This window comes from Demequina sp. (assembly GCF_049841215.1).
In the GTDB taxonomy this organism is placed as follows: Bacteria; Actinomycetota; Actinomycetes; order Actinomycetales; family Demequinaceae; genus Demequina.
The window spans coordinates 264491-284702 of sequence record NZ_JASGEO010000013.1 but is presented as its reverse complement, the minus strand read 5'-3'; the positions used below and the strand labels follow the sequence as shown (position 1 = coordinate 284702).

16 protein-coding genes are annotated in these 20212 nt (G+C 66.6%); 7 read left to right on the top strand and 9 right to left on the bottom strand.

All coding sequences use genetic code 11. The annotated features are described in order from the left end of the window. Positions 1–7: 7 nt before the first annotated feature. From gatC to QM618_RS07280, 4 genes are read left to right on the top strand one after another with little or no spacing between them, the layout of a single operon-like run. Positions 8–307: an Asp-tRNA(Asn)/Glu-tRNA(Gln) amidotransferase subunit GatC gene (gene gatC, locus QM618_RS07295; RefSeq protein ID WP_428096170.1), complete on the top strand. Its 300-nt coding sequence runs from the start codon at positions 8–10 to the stop codon at positions 305–307. Then, positions 304–1809 carry an Asp-tRNA(Asn)/Glu-tRNA(Gln) amidotransferase subunit GatA gene (gatA, locus tag QM618_RS07290; RefSeq protein WP_428096167.1) on the top strand — a complete coding sequence of 502 codons (1506 nt, stop codon included), beginning with the start codon at positions 304–306 and terminating at the stop codon, positions 1807–1809. Before gatC ends, gatA begins: the two co-directional genes overlap by 4 nt. Continuing rightward, complete coding sequence (gene gatB, locus QM618_RS07285; RefSeq protein ID WP_428096166.1) at positions 1806–3323, top strand: Asp-tRNA(Asn)/Glu-tRNA(Gln) amidotransferase subunit GatB; 1518 nt, start codon at positions 1806–1808, stop codon at positions 3321–3323. Before gatA ends, gatB begins: the two co-directional genes overlap by 4 nt. 51 nt (positions 3324–3374) lie before the next feature. Then, positions 3375–4721 carry an MFS transporter gene (locus tag QM618_RS07280; RefSeq protein WP_428096164.1) on the top strand — a complete coding sequence of 449 codons (1347 nt, stop codon included), beginning with the start codon at positions 3375–3377 and terminating at the stop codon, positions 4719–4721. On the opposite strand, the gene QM618_RS07275 is transcribed toward QM618_RS07280, so the two are convergent. After that, entirely contained in the window at positions 4651–6123 is a 1473-nt protein-coding gene (locus tag QM618_RS07275) for an alpha-N-arabinofuranosidase (protein ID WP_428096162.1), read from the bottom strand. The two genes, QM618_RS07280 and QM618_RS07275, sit on opposite strands and share 71 nt — an antisense overlap. A 9-nt stretch (positions 6124–6132) precedes the next feature. Then, positions 6133–7173: a LacI family DNA-binding transcriptional regulator gene (locus QM618_RS07270; RefSeq protein WP_428096160.1), complete on the bottom strand. Its 1041-nt coding sequence runs from the start codon at positions 7171–7173 to the stop codon at positions 6133–6135. 127 nt (positions 7174–7300) lie between these two features. On the opposite strand from QM618_RS07270, the gene QM618_RS07265 reads away from it, so the two are divergent. Continuing rightward, positions 7301–7921 (top strand): polysaccharide deacetylase family protein, encoded by a 621-nt coding sequence (locus tag QM618_RS07265; protein ID WP_428096158.1) that lies wholly within the window; start codon positions 7301–7303, stop codon positions 7919–7921. 179 nt (positions 7922–8100) lie between these two features. On the opposite strand, the gene QM618_RS07260 is transcribed toward QM618_RS07265, so the two are convergent. Genes QM618_RS07260 through QM618_RS07240 form a run of 5 tightly spaced genes read right to left on the bottom strand, consistent with a single transcriptional unit; the run spans position 8101 to position 14961 of the window. After that, complete coding sequence (locus QM618_RS07260; protein WP_428096156.1) at positions 8101–9312, bottom strand: endo-1,4-beta-xylanase; 1212 nt, start codon at positions 9310–9312, stop codon at positions 8101–8103. Between the two features lie 30 nt (positions 9313–9342). Next, positions 9343–11619, bottom strand: coding sequence for a glycoside hydrolase family 3 N-terminal domain-containing protein (locus QM618_RS07255; RefSeq protein ID WP_428096154.1), 2277 nt, complete (start codon positions 11617–11619; stop codon positions 9343–9345). Positions 11620–11622: 3 nt separating this feature from the next. After that, positions 11623–12528, bottom strand: a complete 906-nt coding sequence (locus QM618_RS07250; RefSeq protein ID WP_428096152.1) for a carbohydrate ABC transporter permease — start codon at positions 12526–12528, stop codon at positions 11623–11625. 5 nt (positions 12529–12533) lie between these two features. Beyond that, positions 12534–13571 carry a carbohydrate ABC transporter permease gene (locus QM618_RS07245; protein WP_428096491.1) on the bottom strand — a complete coding sequence of 346 codons (1038 nt, stop codon included), beginning with the start codon at positions 13569–13571 and terminating at the stop codon, positions 12534–12536. Positions 13572–13617: 46 nt separating this feature from the next. After that, positions 13618–14961 carry an ABC transporter substrate-binding protein gene (locus QM618_RS07240; RefSeq protein WP_428096150.1) on the bottom strand — a complete coding sequence of 448 codons (1344 nt, stop codon included), beginning with the start codon at positions 14959–14961 and terminating at the stop codon, positions 13618–13620. A 128-nt stretch (positions 14962–15089) separates the two neighbouring features. Here QM618_RS07240 and QM618_RS07235 point away from each other — a divergent pair, with 128 nt between their 5' ends. Continuing rightward, positions 15090–16085, top strand: coding sequence for a LacI family DNA-binding transcriptional regulator (locus tag QM618_RS07235; RefSeq protein ID WP_428096147.1), 996 nt, complete (start codon positions 15090–15092; stop codon positions 16083–16085). A 172-nt stretch (positions 16086–16257) separates the two neighbouring features. Here QM618_RS07235 and xylB read toward each other — a convergent pair whose 3' ends face one another. Both xylB and xylA read right to left on the bottom strand, forming a co-directional pair. Next, positions 16258–17682 carry a xylulokinase gene (gene xylB, locus QM618_RS07230; RefSeq protein WP_428096144.1) on the bottom strand — a complete coding sequence of 475 codons (1425 nt, stop codon included), beginning with the start codon at positions 17680–17682 and terminating at the stop codon, positions 16258–16260. A 45-nt stretch (positions 17683–17727) separates the two neighbouring features. Then, positions 17728–18921: a xylose isomerase gene (gene xylA, locus QM618_RS07225; protein ID WP_428096142.1), complete on the bottom strand. Its 1194-nt coding sequence runs from the start codon at positions 18919–18921 to the stop codon at positions 17728–17730. Between the two features lie 85 nt (positions 18922–19006). On the opposite strand from xylA, the gene QM618_RS07220 reads away from it, so the two are divergent. Next, positions 19007–20173: an ROK family transcriptional regulator gene (locus QM618_RS07220; protein WP_428096140.1), complete on the top strand. Its 1167-nt coding sequence runs from the start codon at positions 19007–19009 to the stop codon at positions 20171–20173. Positions 20174–20212: the final 39 nt, after the last annotated feature.

Genomic DNA, 20212 nt, shown 5'->3' with positions numbered 1-20212 from the left:
TCTACCCATGGCTTCCCTGGAACGTGAGGATGTGGCGCGCCTCGCGGTGCTCGCTCGCATCGACATGACGGACGATGATCTAGACCGCCTCTCCGGTCAGCTCACCGCGATCGTGGACGCGGTGGCGACTCTCTCCACGCTCGACACGCACGACGTCCCGGCGACGAGCCACCCCATCCCCATGGCTAACGTGGAGCGCGAGGATGTCATCGAGCCGTCGCTGACTCCCGCGGAGGCGCTCGCCGCCGCCCCGCAAGCGGAAGAGGATCGCTTCCGCGTTCCCCAGATCCTTGGGGAGGAGGCATGAGCGACCTCGTTCGCGGCACCGCCGCTGAGATGGCCGACGCTTTGGCGGCTGGGGAGGTCACGTCCGTCTCCCTTACTCAGGCCCACCTTGACCGCATCGCGGCCGTCGACGGCGACGTGCACGCCTTCCTTCACGTAGACACGGAGGGCGCCCTCGAGACCGCGGCCGCTGTGGACGCCGATCGTGCCGCAGGGGTCTCGCTACCCAAGCTCGCTGGCGTGCCCATCGGCATCAAGGATGTGCTCGTCACCAAGGGGCTTCCCACCACCGCGGGATCGCGCATCCTCGAGGGGTGGATTCCTCCCTACGACGCCACCGTCACCCGCAAGGTGCGCGAGGCGCGCATGCCGATCCTTGGCAAGACCAACATGGACGAGTTCGCGATGGGCTCCTCCACCGAGCACTCGGCCTATGGCGCCACGCACAACCCATGGGACCTTGACCGGATCCCCGGCGGTTCCGGCGGCGGCTCCGCCGCCGCTCTCGCCGCCTTTGAGGCTCCTCTGACGATCGGCTCGGACACCGGCGGCTCGATCCGCCAGCCCGCTTCGGTAACCGGAACCGTTGGCGTCAAGCCCACGTACGGCGGCGTTTCGCGCTACGGCGCAATTGCCCTGGCGAGCAGCCTCGATCAGCTCGGCCCGTGCGGCCGCACGGTCCTCGACACCGCCCTTCTCCACGAGGTCATGGGCGGCCACGACCCCCACGACGCCACGAGCCTTCGCGAGCCCGTCCCCGGTGCGGTGGCAGCGGCCCTTGAGGGAGCGTCGGGCGATCTCAGTGGTGTGACGCTTGGCGTCATCAAGGAGTTGGGCGGGGAGGGCTACCAGGACGGCGTGAAGCAGCGCTTCGAGGAGGCGCTCGACGCTGCTCGCGGCGCTGGTGCCACCGTGGTTGAGGTGGAGTGCCCCAGCTTCGTGTACGCGCTCGCGGCGTACTACCTGATCCTTCCTGCGGAGGCGAGCAGCAACCTCGCCAAGTTCGACGGCGTGCGCTTTGGCTTGCGCGTGGAGCGCGAGACCGTGGAGCGCACCATGGCGGCCACGCGTGCGCAGGGCTTTGGCGACGAGGTCAAGCGCCGCATCATCCTTGGTACCTACGCCCTCTCGGCCGGCTACTACGACGCGTACTACGGCTCGGCGCAGAAGGTGCGCACGCTCATTCAGCGCGACTTCACCGCTGCCTTCGAGAAGGCCGACGTGCTCGTGAGCCCCACGGTGCCGTCCACGCCGTTCAAGCTGGGCGAGCGCATCGACGATCCCCTCGCGATGTACCTCAACGACGTGGCGACGATCCCTGCGAACCTCGCGGGGATCCCCGGAATGTCCATCCCCGCGGGCCTGGCCCCGGAAGACAACCTGCCAGTGGGCTTCCAGCTGCTCGCTCCCGCTCACCAGGATGCGCGCCTGTATCGCGTTGGCGGTGCCATCGAGGCGCTGCTCAACGCGGCATGGGGAGGCCCGTTGAGCGCGTTGGCTCCAGCCTTAGGAGGTGCCAAGTGAGCAACCTTACTTACGCAGACGCCGTGGAGCGCTTCGATCCCGTCTTTGGCATCGAAGTGCACGTGGAGCTCAACACCAAGACCAAGATGTTCTGCGGCTGCCTCAACGAGTTTGGTGGCGAACCCAACACCCATGTGTGCCCCGTGTGCCTTGGTCTACCAGGCTCGATGCCCGTGACGAACGGCAAGGCCGTCGAGTCTGCGATCCGCTTGGGCCTCGCACTCGGCTGCGAGATTCGCGAGTCCAGCCGATTCGCGCGCAAGAACTACTTCTACCCCGACCTCGCCAAGGACTACCAGATCTCGCAGTACGACGAGCCCACCTGCTTCGAGGGCTCGCTCGACGTGGTCCTTGACGACGGCGAGGTGGTGACCGTTGCCATTGAGCGCGCGCACATCGAGGAAGACGCAGGCAAGAACACCCACGTGGGCGGTACGGGCGGCATCCAGGGCGCTGACTACTCGCTCGTGGACTACAACCGGGGTGGCGTGCCCCTCGTCGAAATCGTCACCAAGCCCATCGAGGGCATGGGGGAGCGCACCGCCGAGGTCGCTCGCGCTTACGTCGCCACCATCCGCGACATCGTGCGCGGGCTTGGCATCAGCGATGGGCGCATGGAACAGGGAAGCCTTCGCGCGGACGTGAACCTTTCGCTGCGGCCCAAGGCGGCCGACGGCGCGGATCAGTCCGCGGTGCCGTTCGGCAAGCGCTCGGAGACCAAGAACGTCAACTCGCTGCGCGCCATTGAGCGCGCGGTGCAGTACGAGGCGGCCCGCCAGGCGGAGCTACTGACCGCGGGCCAGCCCGTGGTGCAAGAGACGCGCCACTGGCACGAGGACACCTCGTCCACCACGCCCGGCCGCTCTAAGGAGCAGGCGGAGGACTACCGCTACTTCCCCGAGCCCGATCTGCTCCCCGTGGAGCCTTCGCGCGCCTGGGTGGAGCAGCTCCGCGGCACCATCCCGGAGCACCCCGCCAAGCTCCGTGCGCGCTTGCGCGAAGAGTGGGGCTTCAGCGACCTCGAGATGCGCGATGTGGTGGCGGCCGATGCCGTGACTCTCATCCAGGACACCGTCTCCGCCGGCGCAGCGCCACAGGCCGCACGCAAGTGGTGGCTCGGCGAGCTCGCCCGAACCGCCAATGAGCGCGAGGTGACGCTCCAGGACCTGCCCGTCACAGCGTCGGACATCGCCGAACTCCAGGGCCTTGTCGATGCCGGGACGATCAACGACAAACTGGCCCGCCAGGCGCTCGAGGGCGTGCTCGCGGGAGAGGGCTCACCGGCCGCGGTTGTGGAGGCGCGCGGGCTCGTGGTGGTGAGCGATGACTCCGCGCTCGAGGCCGCGGTTGACGAGGCGCTCGCCGCGCAGCCGGACGTGCTCGAGAAGATCCGCGAGGGCAAGGTGCAGGCGGCCGGAGCCATCGTGGGCGCGGTCATGAAGGCCACGCGCGGCCAGGCCGACGCTGGACGAGTTCGCGAAATCATCCTGGCTCGCGCGGGGGTTGAGGGCTAGCGGTCCAGCCCGCGCCGCTCCCGTGTCGGACCCATCCGGCACAATTGACCCATGGTCCCCTCCAACGAAGCTGACGCGTCAAGCGCCACGCCATCCCAAGCATGGGTGCGGGACATCTCCCTGTTCCTTGGCGGTCAGACGGCGTCGCTGCTCGGCTCGTCGCTGGTGCAGTACGCGGTGCTGTGGTACCTGACCCTCACCACCAAAGACGGCACCATCCTCGCGCTGTCGATCGTCTTTGGCTTCTTGCCGCAGGCCATCGTGTCCATCTTTGGCGGCGTGTGGGCGGATCGGCACAACCGCAAGTTCCTCATCATGGGAGCTGACGCGGCCATCGCGCTCGCCACGCTCGCACTCGCGCTTCTCATGCTCAACGGCGTGGACTCGCTGTGGCTCATCTTCGCGGTGCTCGCAGTTCGCTCAACCGGGGCGGGCATCCAGACGCCTGCGGTGAGCGCCGTGATCCCCCAGATAGTCCCGCAAGACAAGCTCATGCGCATCAACGGCATCAACGGCACCATTCAGTCCGCGATGATGATCGTTGCTCCGGCGCTCGCGGCCATCCTCTACGCCAACCTTGACCTCGAGTACATCTTCTTCATCGACGTGGTGACCGCCGTGATCGGCATTGGCCTTTTGGCGCTCGTGCCGCTCAAGGCAGTGAGCAGGGGAGACGAGCTCGCCGGTTACTTCGACGACCTCAAAGAGGGAGTGCGCTACGTGCGTACCCACCCTTACGTCATGTGGCTGCTGTCGCTCTTTGGCGCGGTGATGGTGCTCGGCGCCGCTCCCTCGATGCTCACGCCGCTCATGGTGGCGCGCACATTTGGCGAAGAGGTGTGGAAGCTCACGGCGCTCGAACTCGCCTTCTCGATCGGCATGATGATCTCCGGCGCGCTCGTGGCCGCCATCGGTGACCGCTTCCAACGCACGTCGCTCATCGTGTGGTCCACTCTCGTGCTCGCGGGCCTCACCGCCGCGCTTGGCCTGTCCCCGTTCCTGTGGGTGTTCCTCACGGTGATGTTCCTCGTAGGCTTCGCCATTCCATTCTTCACCGTGCCCAGTTTCACGGTGCTGCAAGAGTCCGTGGAGCCCGATCGCTTGGGTCGCGTATTCGGCTTCGTTAGCATCGTGGGCGCGGTGTCCATGCCCATCGGCATGGCGGTATTTGGGCCGCTCGCCGACGTATTCTCGGTCCAGACCGTCCTCATCGTCGCGGGCCTGCTGACCTTCGTGGCCGCCGCGCTCGCCTTCCTCACCCCCGGCGGACGCGCCGCGCTCACCTACGTGCGCGAGCATCGGCCAGCGGCCCCGGAGGGCGCCGAACCTAGCGCAGAGTCACCCGCACCGCAGCCCAACTCACAGCAGGAAGCGCCACCGTCACCGTTGCTCCCGTAACGATCGCACTGCCCCACGCCGGGGTCACCCTGTCCGGAGCGTCGGCCGTGTTGGTGGCTAGGGGATCGGGGTCGGTCACGAGCGCTACCTCGGCGCCTGCCACGTCGCCAAGACCCGCGAGGTCGAGCACCAGGTCGTGACCGGCGCCAGCGTCGAGGTTCACGGCAAAGACCGTGACGTCACGCTCGCCATCCCAGGTCACCACCGCGTCCACGTGCTCGCTTGGCCGCGGCGTCTCGAGCACGGTCTCGCCGGCAAGGGAGGCAGTAATCGAGAACGGATAGAACGTGGTCTGTCGCCAGGCGCTCCCGCCGGGTTCGGTCATGATGGGCGCGATGACGTTGACGAGCTGCGCAAGGGATGCGGCGCGCACCCGGTTCGCATGGCGCAGCAAAGTGATCAGCAGCGAGCCCACCACCACAGCGTCGGCCACGGTGTAGACGTCCTCAAGCAGCGCCGGTGCGATGGGCCAATCGTCGCCGCTGGGCATGGGATTGGTTGGCGACGCCATCCGCCAGACATTCCACTCGTCGAACGAGATCGCGATGCGCTTGTCAGAGCCGCGAGCGGCGGCCACCTCGTCCGCGATGTCCACCACGGTGCGGATGAACCGGTCCATGTTGTCCGACGACCTGAGGAACGACTCCAGGTCGCTCACCGTGGGGTCGTAGTAGGCGTGCGCGGAGATGAAATCCACCTCGTCGAAGCACGCGTCGAGGACCGCACGCTCCCACGTGCCGAAGGTCGCCATACCCGTGCCTGAGGAACCGCACGCCACCAGCTCAATAGTGGGATCAAACTTGTGCATCGTGCGCGCCATGTCGGCGGCCGCGTGCGCGTACTGCTCTGGCGTCATGTGGCCCACTTGCCAGGGCCCATCCATCTCGTTGCCAAGGCACCACATGCGCACGTTGTACGGGTTCTGTGCGCCATTGGCCCGCCGCGCGTCCGAGAGCGCCGTGCCGCCTGGGTGGTTGCAGTATTCCAGCAGGTCAAGGGCCTCTGCCGTGCCACGCGTGCCGATGTTGACCGCCATCATGGGCTCCACGCCAGCAGCCGCGCACCACGCCATGAACTCGTCGGTGCCAAATTCATTGGTGTCGGTGGAGTGCCAGTTGAGATCCAGGCGTACGGGACGCTCCTCGAGCGGGCCAACCCCGTCCTCCCAACGGTAGGAGGAGACGAAGTTGCCGCCCGGGTACCGGATGGTGGTGACACCCAGCTCGCGCACCAGCTCCAGCACGTCCCCACGGAATCCAAGCGCATCAGCAGAGGGATGAGAGGGCTCGTAGATCCCCGAATACACGCATCGGCCAAGGTGCTCAACGAACGAGCCAAACAGGCGCCGGTCCACGGAGCCAACCACAGCGTCGGGCCTGGGAGTGAGGGGCGACGAGGTCACCAAGCCAGCCTAGTGCGGCGGCTCCGAACCGCGGGTTCCGGAGGGCAGCGGCACGGTGCTTGCGCGCACCACGAGCGAGGTGGCGAGCTCGCGGCGGGAGTGCTCCGGCTCGGCGCCGTTGATGAGCTCCACGGCCGCGCGGATTGCCTCACGGGCCATGTGTTCAAGCGGCTGGCGCACCGTGGTGAGGGGTGGCTCGAGCCACTCGGCAACCACGACGTCGTCGAAGCCAACAACCGACAGGTCCTGCGGAATGCACCGCCCCAACTCGTGTGCGGCCTTGTAGACTCCGGCGGCCGCCCTGTCCGCGCACGCGAAGATGGCGGTAGGCGGATCGGGAAGCGCGAGCAACTGCTTGGTGAGGTCGTACCCGGTTCCTGGGAGGAAGTCGCCCACCACCTCGAGTTCTGGATCGTGGGCAATCCCCGCGTGGGCGAGCGCCGAGCGGTAGCCGTCGCGGCGTTCACGCGCGCACATCAGCTCCTCGGGGCCGGTGATAATGCCGATTCGCCTGTGCCCAAGGCCGATGAGGTGTTCCGTGGCGGTCACGCCCCCGGCCCAGTTGGTGGCGGAGACGGCTGGCAGCGCCACGCTTGCGATCCCCACGGGGTCAAGCAATACCACCGGCACGTTCAGCTTGAGCAGCTCGTTGAGCGCCCACGGTCGCACCTCGGACACCACCAACACCACCGCGTCCGTGCGGCGCGTGGCGAGCTGGCGAATCCACTGCTGGGTGCCGACGGTGCGGCGCTCCATCGAGGTGACCACGAGGTTGAATCCGTGGCGCACGGCTTCGCGCTCGGCGCCCGCGACGAGCGGCATCGACCACACCGTGTCGAGGTTGCGCACCACAAAGTCGATGAGGCCAACGCGATTTCTCCGCGCGGTGCCGCGGCGTCGGTAGTTATGTTGCTCCAACAGGCCGTTGACTCGCTTGCGCGTCTCTTCTGACACCCCTGTGCGACCGTTGAGAACCTTCGACACCGTGGGGACGGAAACGCGCGCAATCTTCGCGATCTCAGCGATCGTTGTCCGTGAGGCATCGCCCATGATTCCCCTTGTGATGTGCGCCCAGCGACATAAGCATGCCGTGTCCATAGTGGCGCATGTCTAGTGCTCGGCGCGAAAGTTTCGTTGGGCGAACGGGCGAGTCCGCGCGAGGCGCCAGACTGGGACTATGACTCGCGAGCTCACTCCCACGCCCGTCGGTGCCGCGCAAGGTCAGGGCCTCGTCGCCGCGCTCACCTTTGACGACGGCCCCAACGGCGCCGACACCGCTGAACTGCTCGACTTCCTCGAATCCCGGGGCATCAGGGCGGTATTCGCGGTGGTGGGGCAGCGCGTCTTGGACCCGGGCGGTGCTGAGCTCCTCAAGCGCATCGTCGACGAGGGGCACGTGCTGTGCAATCACTCAAGGTTCCACCACGACATGGGCGGTTGGGATGCCGATTCGGTGCGCGAAGACCTGCAGCAGACGCTCGACATCATTCGCTCCGTTGTTCCCCACGCTGAGGTTCCGTTCTGGCGCGCCCCTAACGGCTCGTGGGGTGTCAGCTGCGACGTTGCCGTGGAGCTGGGGATGCAGCCGCTCGACGTCATCAACGTCATCGGGGACTGGGCGGAACAAGATGCCGACGTGCTCGAGGCGCGCCTGTGGGAGGTGCTCACGCGCGAGCAGATCATCTTGTGTCACGACGGCGGGGGAGATCGCTCGGGAACCGTGGCGGCGATCAAGCGCTTCGTTGACGAGGCCGTCTCTGACGGGTGGGAGTTCACGCTCCCGGTGGGTTCCGCCTAGCCCGCCTCAAATGTGTGCGTCAGCACCACTTCTTGGTTCGCAATCGCTCGGGTGTGTGCGTGGCAACCACATGCCCGAGGAGCCGAGGAGACGGCGGGCTCGCCGCTACGCGCGCTGACGCACACACGGGGCGGATTGGGCCGCGAAAAGTGGTGCTGACGCACACATAGGGGCGGGGGTTAGGTGAGCGTTACCTCGAGACGGCCCGACGCTCCCGCGGCTACGTGCACCATGGCGGCCTTGCCTTCTGCCGTGAGTTCGTAGTCCCCGGCCCAACCGCTGACGGTGACGACTCCCGTGGCCGTGGGGAAGACCTCCGTTGCGGGTAGCCACCATTCGCCCTTAATGAGGGCGTGCAGGGCGTCGTAGGCGGGCTTGGGCGAGCCGTCCGCGCGCAGCAGGCCGCCGGGCGCGCCCAGCCACATGTCGCGATCGCACAGCCCCCACCAGGTCACGGACTCCACCAGCGGGTGCTCCAGTGCCTGTCGGTACATCCGTGTCGCCTCGTCCGCTTGCCGCTGCTCCCCGCGGGATATTGATGGCCATTGTTCTACCTGGTAATCATTCAAATCGACGATCTCTGGCGGCATCAGGTTGCCCGAGACGAGGGTGACCTCCGTGAACTGCAGCGGCAGCCCAAAGGCGCCAAAGCGGTCGAGGATCGCGGCCAACTGGTCCTCGCCACGGAACCCCTGATGCATGTGGGTTTGCAAGCCGATGGCATCGATCTGGATGCCCGCGGTAAGGCACTCCTCGATGAGGTGTGCGTACTCCTCCGTGAGCAAGAAGTCGTTGAGAACCAGGGTGGCCGCGGGATTCGCGGCCCGCGCGGTCTCGAACGCCAACCGCACCATCTCCACTCGCCCAAGTTCATGAGCCAGGGGAGTGATGGCGTTTCGTTCCGCGGTGAAGCGCGGCATGATGACGGCCTCGTTGATCGCGTCCCACTGGTCAACGAGCCCCGCGAAACCCGTGACCTCGCGCGTGATGCGATCGCGAAGAGTCCGCTCTACGTCGTCGAGCGGCCGGCCCATGAGCCACGCCGGCGCGAGCGTGTGCCACGCCAGCGGGTGACCCTTGAGACGCACACCCCTCTCGCGAAACCAGCGCGCCGCCGCGAGCAGATCCGCAGTGTGCGGAGCCCCTTCGGTTGGCTCATAGTTTCGCCAGTAGAAACCGAGGGTCGCCTGGTTGAACAGGGACAGCCACGCGTCGCTGAGGTCGGATTGCGCCGCGCGGCCCGTGGCCACGTCCATGAGCTCAAAGCCGATGTTCCCGAACCCAAAGTCGTGCGACACCTGCCGTAACGACACCGGTGTACCGACAGCAGTGCCGTCCGCGCGACGGACGGTGACGTCGACTGTCCCCTTCCGGTGTGCGAACTGCGTCACGGCGCGGTGTTGATCATGAAACAGTGTGCGCTACGAAACCGTGGCGACGGTGAGGCGAGGATCGTCCTCGCCAACAACGTGCGCCCGGCCCACCACGGCGAACGTGGTCTGGGAATCGCGGGACTCCGCGTCCCCAACCCACAGCTCAAACTCGCCGGGTTCCACGATGCGCCGCAACGCGCGGTCGGAGAAAGCAAGCCGGGCCGTTGGCACCTCAAATGCCACCGTGGCGGACGCTCCTGGTTCCAGCGCAACCCGCTGGAAACCAACAAGCTGCGCCACGGGCCTCGCCACCGAGCCGAGGACGTCGCGCACGTAGAGCTGCACCACGTCCTCGCCCGCGAGGTCACCCGTATTGGTGACGGTGACGCTCGCGGTGACCGTGCCGTCGGGCCGTACCTCAGGGGACGCGGAGAGCTCGCCGTAGCCAAACGTCGTGTACGAGAGGCCAAAGCCGAACGGCCGCACCGGCTGCGTGCCAACGGACGTGACGTCGCCGTCGCCGCCTAGGGCGCTGTGCAGGTACGTGTACGGCTGGGCGCCCGTGGAGCGCGGCATCGTCACCGGTAGATGGCCCGACGGGTTCACTCGCCCAGTCAGTACGCTCGCCACCGCGGTGCCTCCTTCTTCGCCGGGGAAGAAGGTTTGGATCACGGCCGCGCAGCGCTCGAGCGCCCAGCCGACGGCGTAGGGGCGGCCGGTCATGAGCACAAGGATCACGGGCTTGCCGGTGTCGAGGATGGCCTCGACAAGTTCGCGCTGCACGCCAGGGAGTTCGAGCGACTCGACGTCGCAGCCCTCTCCAACCGTGCCCCTGCCGAACAGGCCAGCGTGGTCACCGGCGACGACCACAGCGACGTCCGCAGCTTCTGCTGCATCCACCGCCGCCGCGAACCCGCTGCGGTCATCACCGGTGACTGTGCTGCCCTCGGCAAACGTGACGTGAAGTTCGGCATTGAGCACGTCACGCACCGTGGGCGATTCGAAGCCCTGGGGGAAGCCAGGGCGGTGGGAAAGTACGTGGTTGACGAAGGAGTAGCACCCAAACAGCGCCGCGGAGCGATCCGCGTTCGGGCCGATGAGCGCCACCTTGGCGTCCGGGGCGAGAGGGAGTGTGCCGTCGTTGCTGAGGAGCACAACGGACCGTTCCGCAAGCTGCTTCGCAACCTCCCGGTGCTCCGCGGAGTCGAGGTCCACGCCCGTGGGGGCGGGGCCGTCGAACTCGTTGTCGAGCAGCCCAAGTTCCGCCTTCTGGCGCAAGACGCGTTCCACCGCGCGGTCCACGAGGTGCACCGGAATGCGGCCCGCCATGATGGCCGCCTCGAGCGGGTCTAGGTACGCGTTGCCGCTTGGCAGTTCCACGTCCACTCCGGCCTCAAGCGCCTGCGCTGCCGCCTCGCCAAGGTCTGCCGCAAGGCCGTGCAGCACCTCGAGGAAGGCCACACCAAAGTAGTCCGCGACCACCACTCCGTCGAAGCCCCACTTGTTGCGCAGGACGTCGGTGAGGAGCGAGGGGTCCGCGTGCGTTGGGACGCCGTCAATCTGTGTATATGCAGGCATGACGGAACGCACGCGGCCGTCTTTGACCGCCATTTCAAAGGGGATGAGGAGCTCATCCGCGAGCTCGCGCGGCCCCGCATGCACGGGGCCAAAGTTGCGGCCGGCCGCGGACGCGGAGTAGCCAACAAAGTGCTTGAGAGTCGCGTGGACTCCCGCCTCCTGAAGCCCGCGCACGAACGCTGTTCCCACGGCTCCCACGAGGTATGGGTCCTCGCTGATGCACTCCTCGACTCGCCCCCAGCGCGGGTCGCGGATGACATCGAGCACCGGTGCGAGGCCCTGGTGCACGCCGAGGTCACGCATCGACGAGCCGATGAGACCGGCCATCTTTTCCACGAGGTCCGGGGCGAAGGTTGCTCCCCATGCTGGGGGAGAGGGGAACGTCGCCGCCTTCCAGGCGGCGAGTCCCGTGAGGCACTCCTCGTGGACGATCGCCGGAATCCCAAAACGGGAGTTGGCGACGATCTCCCGCTGCACGTCCCACAGCCACGCCGCGCGTTCGTCGGGATCCACGGGGTTGGTGCCGTAGACGCGGCTGATGTGGCCAAGGCCAGCAGCGAGAGCGTCGTTGAGCCCAAGCGTTGCCACTTGCTGGCCCTGCAACGGGGCCACCACGTCACCCGCCTCGTCTTGCCACAGGCCCACGAGCTGCGCGAGCTTCTCGCGCAGGGTCAGTTGGGAAATGATTGCGCTAACACGCGTACTCGTGTCGTGCTCTGGCGCCGGAGCGCCCTGGATCGCGGTCATGGACTAGCCCTTGACCGCGCCCGTGAGACCGTCGACGATGCGACGCTCGAGCATGAGGAAGAAGATGAGCGCGGGAATCATGGACAGCGAGGTGTACGCCATGATCAGCGTGGTCGCGGAGGCGTGCTGGCCCTGGAAGGTAGCCACACCGAGCGGAAGCGTCATTCCCTCTTGCGGGCCGGTGAGCAGCAGCAAAGGAAGCAGATACGCGTTCCACGACCCGATGAACGCGAGCACGCCAACGGTCACCATGCCGGGGCCAGCGAGGGGAAGCACCACGCGCCAGAAGAACCCAACGCGCGTCACACCATCGACGAAGGCGGCCTCCTCAAGTTCCCGAGGGATGGCCTTGAGGAAGGGGCGCATGATGATCACAGTGACGGGCAAGGCGAACGCAATCTGCGGCACGATGAGGCCCCACAAACTGCCGGTGAGCCCAAGGTTCCTGATCATGAAGTACAGCGGCAGCACCGCCACCGTGAGGGGGAACATGAGGCCCGTCACGAAGATGAGGTAGATGAGCTCGCGTCCCTTGAAACGGTACCGTGCCAGGGGGTATGCGGCCATCGTGCCGAACAGGACCACGCCGATAGTGGTGCCAAGCGCCACCACGAGCGAGTTCAGGGCCTGACGCCAGAACGTGCCCTCGGTGAGGATGTCGATGTAGTTGGACCACATCCACGGATCCGGGAGGCCCGTGGGGTTCGTGGACAGGTTCTGCTGGCTGCGGAAGCCACCAATGACGAGGTAGAGGATGGGCCCGAGCGTCAGCGCAATGCCCACCAAGCCAACGAAGATCGCGCCAAGAGCGGCACCATCAATACCCTTGCCCCGCTTAGGTGGGGTGACAGCGGCAGGTGACTGGGCCGTCGGGCCGGCAGGGGGAGCGTCGTTAAGAGTTGCGGTCATGGCAGTTACCTCGCCAGCTCGGAGTTGTCGTTATCGCGGCGCAGGATCGTCAACATGTAGGCGACGGCCACGATGAGCGAGATCAGGAACATGATCACGGCCACCGCGGAGCCGAAGCCCACGTCCTTGCGGAAGTAGCCGAACTGCATCATGAAGGTGGCGATCGTGGCGTATTGGCCCTGCGTGCCGCCTCGGTTGAGCACCCAGACCATGTCGAAGAGCTGGATGGAGCCGATGAGGGACAGGAACACCCAGATGCGGATGGTGGGGCCGATCAGCGGAATGTTGATGCGGCGCTGCACTTGCCACCAACTGGCGCCATCGATGCTCGCGGCTTCCTGGAGTTCCTGCGGGACGCCGGAGAGGCCGGCGAGGAAGAGGATGATCGCGAGGCCCAGGTATTTCCAGGTCACGATGAAGAAGACGGTCCATATCCCCCAGGTCTGGGATTCGAACCACCCGCCGGACGGGGCATTGAGGCCAATCGACTCCATGAACTTGGTGGCGATGCCGTTGGGGTCAAAGATGATGAACCACATGACGCCCGCGATGACCTCGCTGATGACGTAAGGGGCGAAGATGACGACGCGCACGAAGCTGCGTCCGGGGAACTTGCGGTTGAGCACCAGCGCAATGAGGAGCGCGAGCGGCAACTGCACCGCCATGGAGGCCACGATGATGAGCAGGTTGTGGCTCAGCGCCTCCCAGAACGGCTCGGTGTACGCCGTCTTGAAGGCCTCGCGCGTGGCGGGGTCGTTGCCGCCCCACAGTGCACGCGCGTAGTTCTCGAAGCCGATGAACTCGGCCTCAGAAAACTTCTTGATGCCGTTCCACTTGTACAGGCTGTACCGGGCGGCGGACGCCACGGGGAAGAGAACGAAGAGTGCAAAGAGGATCAGGCCTGGGCCGGTGAAGAAGGCGATCTCGCCCCACTTACGGCGCTGGTCTTGGCGACGCATCGCCATTACATCCGGGCTGGCGGTGCGGGGCCCCGCCGACGACGTGTCGCCGACGGGGCCCGCTCCCTTGCCCGAGGTCTCCATCGTGGTCACGTGGAGCGCCTCGCTTTCTTGTAGTTGTGTGCTCTGACTACTCGGTTGCGGCTGCGGCGACCATGTTGTCGACCACACCCTGCGGGGTGCCCGTGCCACCGAAGATGGCCACGATGCCGTCGTTCATGGCACCGCCACCAACGTTGGGACCGAGGTCAGTGTCGAGCCAGAGCTGCACGTAAGCGGCGTTGGACGCGGCCTGTGCGATCTTCTGGTTGAGCGGGTGTGCCACTGCGTCAGCAGCGTTGGGGTTGACGGGCAGACCGCCAACGGCCTCGGCGAAGCCACGCTGAACGTCGTCGCTCACGATGTAGGACAGGAAGTCCGCGCACTCCGGCGGGGCGTCCACGTAGCAGCTGAAGCCGTCACCACCACCGAGGGCAGCGGTCGGGTCACCCTCGCCACCGCCGTAAGCGGGAACCGGGAACCAGCCGAGGTCGTCGAGCAGAGCCTGGTTGGCCTCGTCGCTACCGTCAGTGAAGCCCTGGTAGACGAAGAAGTTCCACTGACCCATGAGCTCCATGGCCGCGTTTGCGTTGGCAACCATGCCAGCGGAGGACGTAGCGCCGGTCTGAGCGACCGTCGACATGTAGTCCTTCTGGAAGGGCTCGGTGTCGAGGAACGCCTGCAGGTTGTCGCCAGCCTTCACAAGGCACGGGTCGCTGAAGTCGAACGAGCCGAGGTTCTTGATCGTGTCCTGCGAGCACTGCTGCAGAGCGAGGTTGTACCACCAGTGCGCGGCGGGCCACTTGTCAGCGGCACCAACGGCGATGGGGACGATGCCCGCGTCCTTGAGCTTCTGCACGTCGGCGTTGAGCTCGTCGAACGTGGTGGGCTCCGTGGTGATGCCAGCCTGCTCGAAGAGCGACTTGCGGTACCAAATGCCCTCAACCGCGAACTGGAACGGCAGACCGTAGGTCGCACCGTCCGCCTGCCACGGGCCAACAGCACCACCGAGGTTGCTGATGTCGTCGGCGAGCACGTCGCTCAGGTCCATGAGGTAGCCGGCTTCGGCCTGGGCAGCCATTTCGCCGCCGCCCCACTGCTGGAAGATGTCGGGAGCGTCGCCAGACTGGAGCGCGGTGGGGATGCGGGTGCGCTGCAGGTCTTCGTTCTGGATCTGCTCGATCTTGATGGTGACGTTGGGGTGGTCGGCCGTGTAGTCAGCGGCCACCTTGTCCCAGTAGTCGCCGAGCGAGTTCTCACCCGAGTCACCCGCGACACCGTTGTGCCACCAGGTGAGGGTTACGGGCTCGGTGCTGTCGGTTCCGCCGGTGGTGCCACCGGTGGGGTCGTCACTGGAGTCGCTGCAAGCGGCGAGCACCAGCGCGGTAGAGGCAGCGATAGCCGCGAATGCGGCCATTCGTCGCATGTGCGCCATGGAGTGTGTCCTTTCGGATCGTCGTTGATCTATGCCGAACATGGGAAGTGTGGCACCGGCTCTGTTGCGATGTCAAACGTTGTCGATAACGTTTTCGCAACAGTCGAAAACCCGCTACTATTGCCACCATGAACCCGGCAGCGCGCGTCAAGCTCTCCGATGTCGCCGCCCGTGCCGGCGTGTCAGTGGCCACCGTTTCCAAGGTCGTCAACGGACGCTATGGGGTCTCGAAGGAGACCATCGAGGTAGTTCAGGGCGTCATCGACGAGCTGGGCTATGTGGGTAATCTTTCTGCCGCCAGTCTGCGATCTGCCAGCACTAACGTGCTTGGCATCCTTGTGGCCGACTTTGAGCCGTACTCCGCGGAGATCATCAAGGGCGCGGCCACCGTGACGCGCGGCACGGAGTGGGAGCTGCTCTCTCACGCCGGTGGCGAGACGCACGGGTGGGAGCGTCGCTCCCTTGCACGGCTTGGTGGCACTCTCATCGACGGCGCGGTTATCGTCACCCCCACCACCTCTGAGGTGAACCTCATCGTTCCCGCCGTTGCCATCGACCCTCACTACGGCCCCAACCAGATGCCCACCGTTGACGCGGACTCCTACGGGGGAGCGCTCGCGGCCGTCAAGCACCTCATCGGTTTGGGTCACACCCGCATCGCCTTCATCGGCGGTCGTAGCGAACTGGATTCGTCACGACTTCGCGAGAACGGCTACCGCGACGCCATGGCAACCGCTGGCCTCACGGTGCCAGATGCGTATGTTCGTGAGTCGCGCTACGACCCCGATGCTGCAGAAGCTATCGCTCTCGACATGCTCTCGCTCCCGGAACGTCCCACCGCGATCTTTGCGGCCAACGACGTCACCGCGATCCGCGTGCTTGGCGCCGCGCGCGTGCTCGGTATGCGCGTGCCGCAGGATGTCTCGGTGGTGGGCTTCGACGACATTCCGCAGGCCTCGCTCGTGAGTCCGCTCCTCACGACCGTTCGTCAGCCGCTTGGCGCGATGGGCGAGGCGGCGATGCACATGCTGCTGGATCTCTTGGCGGGCAAGGATCGCGAGACGCATCTGCGCATGCCCACCGAACTCATCGTGCGCGAGTCCACGGCCCTGCCGGCTCTCTAGCCGTCGATCCGGATCACCCCTCCACACACGGCGATCACCTCTCCACACAAGTGGACGTACTTCAGAGCTGGCCGCGAGAGTCGTTCCTGGTAGATTACCTGTGCCGTTCGGCAGTGGACGGTCTTGTGTGGAGGGGCGATCGCCGTGTGTGGAGAGGTGTTCGCGGTTTGGGCTAGGCGCCGTATGCCGCCCTTGCCTTGGCGTATGCGTGGCGGATTGACGGCGTGGGATCCGGGGCGGGGCTAGCAACCGTGGTGACGGGCCACTGCGGGCGGGATCCCGTCAGCGCCCACGCCGCCTGAACGGCCGCACCGGCCGCGACGTACTCGCCGGGCTCTGGAATCTCGACGGGAACGTCGAATACCTGCGAGGCAACGAGCGCGACGGCGGGGGACTGGGCCGCGCCGCCAACGATCAGCACGCGCTTCGCCTCAACACCGAGTCGCAGGATCGCATCCATGCCATCGGCGAGTGCGCACAGCATGCCCTCCACGGCCGCGCGCGCGAGGTTCTCGCGGGTCATCGACGCCAAGGTCAACCCCGTGAGCGACGCCGTCGCATGCGGCAGGTTGGGGGTGCGCTCGCCCTCGAAATAGGGCACAAGAAGAGAGCCGCCCGCGCCGGGTTCGGCGTCCAGCGCGAGGCGGCTCAGCTCGTGGTGATCCACACCGAGCACGCGCGCGAAGGCATCGAGGATGCGCGCGGCGTTCAAGGTGGCGATCAGGGGAAGGAAGTCTCCGGAGGCGGACGCAAATCCGGCAACTGTGCCGGTCACGTCCCGCACAGGTGATGGCGTGACGGCGAACACCGTGCCGGAGGTGCCGATAGACACGACGACATCACCCGCTGCGGCACCTAACCCAAGGCCGGCGGCAGCGTTGTCGCCGGCACCCGGCCCCAGCGTCGGGCTGCTAGCAGCAAGCGACGAATGAACAACACCCGGGCTCTCCGCCGGCCCGAGCACTCGCGGCAGGACGGCGTCATGCCCAAGCGCGGCGGAGAGCAGGTCGCGGTCGTATTCGCCGGTGGTGGGGCTCCAGTACCCCGTTCCCGACGCATCTGACCGGTCCGTGGTGAGCGCCTCGAGGTCAGGACCGAGCGGGGACTCGACCGCAGGTCCGTAGCCTCGAAGGCGCCACGTAAGCCAATCGTGGGGGAGCGCAACAGCCGCTACCCGCATTGCGTTGTCCGGTTCGTTGTCGCGCAGCCAGCGCAATTTCGTGGACGTGAAGCTCGCCACCGGAACAAGTCCCGTGCGCGATGCCAGTTCCTCGGCGCCGAACTCGCGGATCAGATCCGCAGCTGCCCCGGCAGAGCGAGTGTCGTTCCACAAGAGCGCGTCGCGCACCACCTCGCCGGCGGAGGACAACGCGACCATGCCGTGCTGCTGCCCCCCGACGCTGATGGCCGCGACGTCGTCGAGACCCCCAGCGTCCGCGATGGCCGCGAGCAAGGCATCCCACCAGTGCCGCGGGTCAACAGACGTTCCGTCTGGGTGCGTGGCCCTGCCAGAGCGCACGACGGCGCCCGTCTCGAGGTCGCGAATCACGACCTTGCAGCTCTGGGTGGATGAATCCACCCCCGCAACCAGCGTCATTGCCTCCCCTTGCGTGAGATGTGGGCCTACTGGCCCGCGAACGAACTAACCGCGCGCCCCCATGAGGTGCTCGCTCGCAAGCTGCTGCAGGCGAACGAACCCAAAGCCCTTGCCGCCAAAGTAGGCGTCGGCGTTGAAGTCCTCGAACGCGGAGCGGTCCGCGATCAGCTGGTCTGCGGTCTCGCCCTCGCCAAGCGTGGTCTGGCCAAGCTCGTAGACGCGGGCGGCCTCGAGAGCCTCCTGCACCTCGGGGTCTGCGCGGAACGCAGCGGCGCGCTCCTTGAGCAGCAGGTACATCGACATGTTGGCCTTGACCGAGTCCCACACGCCGTTCTCGTCCTCGGTGCGCGAGGGCTTGTAGTCGAAGTGGCGTGCGCCGTCGTAGCGGGGGCCGCCGTTGGGCGAACCGTTCTCGAGCAGGTCTACCAGCGAGAACGCGTTGTGCAGGTCGCCATGACCGAAGACCAGGTCTTGGTCGTACTTGATGCCGCGCTGGCCGTTGAGGTCGATGTGGAAGAGCTTGCCGTGGAACAGCGCCTGCGCGATGCCGGCGGTGAAGTTGAGGCCGGCCATCTGCTCGTGGCCAACCTCGGGGTTGAGGCCAACCAGTTCGGGGCGCTCAAGCGAGTCGATGAACGCGATCGCGTGACCGAGCGTGGGCAGCAGGATGTCGCCGCGGGGCTCGTTGGGCTTGGGCTCAAGCGCGAACTTGATGTCGTAGCCCTTGTCCGTGACGTAGTCGCCCAGCAGGTTCGCGGCCTCACGCAGGCGCTCGAGCGCCGCGTTGATGTCCTTGGCGCTGTCGTACTCTGCGCCCTCACGGCCGCCCCACATCACGAACGTCTTGGCGCCAAGCTCGGCGGCAAGGTCGATGTTGCGCAGCACCTTGCGCAGCGCGAAGCGGCGCACGCCACGGTCGTTCGAGGTGAGACCGCCGTCCTTGAAGACGGGGTGCGAGAACAGGTTCGTGGTGACCATCTCCACCACTACGCCGGTCTCGTCGCACGCCGCACGGAGGTCGTCGATCGCCTTCTGGCGGTCAGCGTCCGAGCTGCCGAACGGGAATACGTCGTCGTCGTGGAAGGTGATGCCCCACACGCCGAGTTCGGCGAGCTTGCGCACTGCCGCGGGGTTGTCGAGCGGCGGGCGGGTGGCCGAGCCGAAAGGATCTTGCGCGGTCCAGCCAAGGGTCCAAAGACCAAATGAGAACTTGTCGGCCGCGGTGGGTGTGGGCGCCATTGCAACACTCCTGAAGAAAAGACTGTTTATGTTGTGACTGACAACATATACTTGCGCCCAGACGATGTCAAACGATGGGAGCGTCATGGTCGACACCCCTGTTCGCGGCGCCGAGGCGTCCCCGCAGCCGTGGACGGTCCGGGGCTCCGGCGGCGCGCGCAACGAGTCCGTGCGCAGGCATAATCTGTCCACGGTTTTGAGCGCCGTGCACTACAGCCGCGCCGTGTCACGCGCGGCCCTCACGCGCGAGACGGGCCTCAACCGCTCCACTATTGGCGCCGTCGTCTCCACGCTCGAGGAGGCAGGCCTCGTCACCTCAGACGAACCCTCCGCCGAGCGCTCCGTTGGCCGCCCCAGCCCCGTTATCAGCCCCGCGCCCACAGTCTGCGCGCTCGCCATCAACCCCGACATCGACGCCATTCGCGTTGCCCTTGTGAGCCTCGGGGGAGAGGTTCTCGCCGAGGCTTCGGAAAGCTTCGCTTCCGTTCCCAGCCCGCCCGACGCTGCCGCAACCGCCGCTCGACTAGCGGCTTCGATTGTGGGTGAGCGAGCGTCGGGCCTGGTAGGTGCAGGTGTTGCGGTACCCGGCCTGGTCGCCTTCGAAGGGGGAACCGTGGTGAACGCTCCGCACCTTGGCTGGCGGGACGAGGCCATTGCTGAGCCGTGGTCGAGCGCCCTAGGGATGCCGGTGTACGTGGGCAACGACGCCAATGTTGCCCTGCTCGCGGAGGTGCGGTTTGGCGCGGCGATGGGCGCGAGCGACGTGCTGTATCTCAATGGGTCCACGTCCGGTATCGGTGGCGCGGCGCTCGTTGGCGGGCGCCTGATGACGGGTGCGCGCGGGCACGGCGGCGAGTTTGGCCACATGGCCGTGGCGAGCGGTACGCGGCGATGTGACTGCGGACGTACGGGGTGCCTCGAGACCGAGGTCAACGTGCAACGCCTCGCGGGGCTCGAGGGCGCCGCGCGGCAAGCCGAGGTGGAGCGGCAGGCGGGAGTGCTCGCTGGTGCCATCGCCAACCTCATCTCTGCCTTCAACCCCCAGTTGGTGGTGGTCGGTGGCTTCTTGGCAGAGCTCATCGACGATCAGTCGGAACTTGTGCTCGGGCGCGTCGCGGAGCAGACGCTGCCGCCGCTCGCGGACGGAGTGCCTATCGTGCGCGCGGGGCTCGGCGACGCGGTCTTGGCGCTCGGCGCGGCGGAGCTCGCGTTCGCGCCGTTGCTCGCGGATCCTGTGCCAGCCCGCGTGTAGATCGCGCGGAAACGCCGCCGCCGCAAGCCGTCCCCCGCC

Bases quoted from the DNA above. Each gene is read 5' to 3' on its own strand.
- gatC (WP_428096170.1), top strand. From the start codon at position 8: ATGGCTTCCCTGGAACGTGAGGATGTGGCGCGCCTCGCGGTGCTCGCT.
- gatA (WP_428096167.1), top strand. From the start codon at position 304: ATGAGCGACCTCGTTCGCGGCACCGCCGCTGAGATGGCCGACGCTTTG.
- QM618_RS07280 (WP_428096164.1), top strand. From the start codon at position 3,375: ATGGTCCCCTCCAACGAAGCTGACGCGTCAAGCGCCACGCCATCCCAA.
- QM618_RS07270 (WP_428096160.1), bottom strand. From the start codon at position 7,173: ATGGGCGATGCCTCACGGACAACGATCGCTGAGATCGCGAAGATTGCG.
- QM618_RS07265 (WP_428096158.1), top strand. From the start codon at position 7,301: ATGACTCGCGAGCTCACTCCCACGCCCGTCGGTGCCGCGCAAGGTCAG.
- QM618_RS07255 (WP_428096154.1), bottom strand. From the start codon at position 11,619: ATGACCGCGATCCAGGGCGCTCCGGCGCCAGAGCACGACACGAGTACG.
- QM618_RS07250 (WP_428096152.1), bottom strand. From the start codon at position 12,528: ATGACCGCAACTCTTAACGACGCTCCCCCTGCCGGCCCGACGGCCCAG.
- QM618_RS07245 (WP_428096491.1), bottom strand. From the start codon at position 13,571: ATGGAGACCTCGGGCAAGGGAGCGGGCCCCGTCGGCGACACGTCGTCG.
- QM618_RS07240 (WP_428096150.1), bottom strand. From the start codon at position 14,961: ATGGCGCACATGCGACGAATGGCCGCATTCGCGGCTATCGCTGCCTCT.
- QM618_RS07235 (WP_428096147.1), top strand. From the start codon at position 15,090: ATGAACCCGGCAGCGCGCGTCAAGCTCTCCGATGTCGCCGCCCGTGCC.
- xylB (WP_428096144.1), bottom strand. From the start codon at position 17,682: ATGACGCTGGTTGCGGGGGTGGATTCATCCACCCAGAGCTGCAAGGTC.
- xylA (WP_428096142.1), bottom strand. From the start codon at position 18,921: ATGGCGCCCACACCCACCGCGGCCGACAAGTTCTCATTTGGTCTTTGG.
- QM618_RS07220 (WP_428096140.1), top strand. From the start codon at position 19,007: ATGGTCGACACCCCTGTTCGCGGCGCCGAGGCGTCCCCGCAGCCGTGG.